This is a genomic window from Micromonospora sp. CPCC 205546, assembly GCF_036902715.1.
Classification (GTDB): Bacteria; Actinomycetota; Actinomycetes; order Mycobacteriales; family Micromonosporaceae; genus Micromonospora.
The window spans coordinates 1-914 of the sequence record NZ_JBAKHL010000171.1; the positions used below are offsets into that span (position 1 = coordinate 1).

The window sequence follows — 914 nt, forward strand, 5'->3', positions numbered from 1 at the left end:
GAGCCATTTTCATCGTGGGTAGCGGGCGTCCTCGGCGGCTTGGAGGGCGAGGATGGCCTGCACGATCGGGGTGGCTCGGCGGGGGCAGCAGCGTAGCTTGGTCAGGACCTTCCAGGTCTTGAGGGTGGAGACGGCGCGTTCACCGAGTGCTCGGATCTTGGCGTGGTGCCGGTTGACGGACTTCTGCCGGCGGGACAGGCGGGTGCGGCGGCGTTTGAACGGGGTCCAGACGGTGCCGCGGGCTCCTTGGTAGCCCTTGTCCGCGAAGGTCAGCACGTTGTTGCTGGTCAGCGCGTCGATCAGGCCGTGGGTGCGGGCGGCGGTGAGATCGTGAACGGAGCCGGGTAGGGCGGGCGATGCCCAGATCAGCCGCCCGGCGGCGTCGGCCAAGACCTGCACGTTCACCCCGTGGCGCTTGTGCTTGCCGGAGTAGTAGGGCCGCTGGTCGGCGACTCGGTCGATGGGGATGAGCGTGCCGTCGAGGATGGCGTACGCGAGCCGGGCGGCCCGGCGCATTGCGGCGGCGAGATCGTCAGCGCAGACGGCGAGCAGGTCGACGGCTTCGCGCAGGTACCGCCACACGGTGGTAACCGACACTTCGAAGCCGGCGGCGAGGCGGGTGAGGGTGTCGCCGTTGCGCAGGTGGGCCAGGGCCAACAGCGCCTGCTGCTGCGCGGGCAGCCGGCGCCAGCGCCCACCGAGCGCGCGGCGCCGGTCACGGATCAGCTCGGTCAGGCGGGTCAGGCTGCGCGTGGACAGCGGGATGCTGGCAGGATAGGTCAGCAACGAAGCTCCCGTGCGGGGCGGTGTGTCTTGGTCGACTGCTGTCCTACCGGGAGCTTCGTCCTATCTGGAGCAGCGACACACCGCCGCCTACCTGCTCAGCATGCCTCGGTCACGATGAAAATGGCTCA

1 protein-coding gene is annotated in these 914 nt (G+C 69.5%); it reads right to left on the bottom strand.

The features are described from left to right. Positions 1-9: 9 nt before the first annotated feature. Positions 10-786: a transposase family protein gene (locus tag V6U77_RS29885; protein ID WP_334610077.1), complete on the bottom strand. Its 777-nt coding sequence runs from the start codon at positions 784-786 to the stop codon at positions 10-12. Between the last annotated feature and the right edge of the window lie 128 nt (positions 787-914).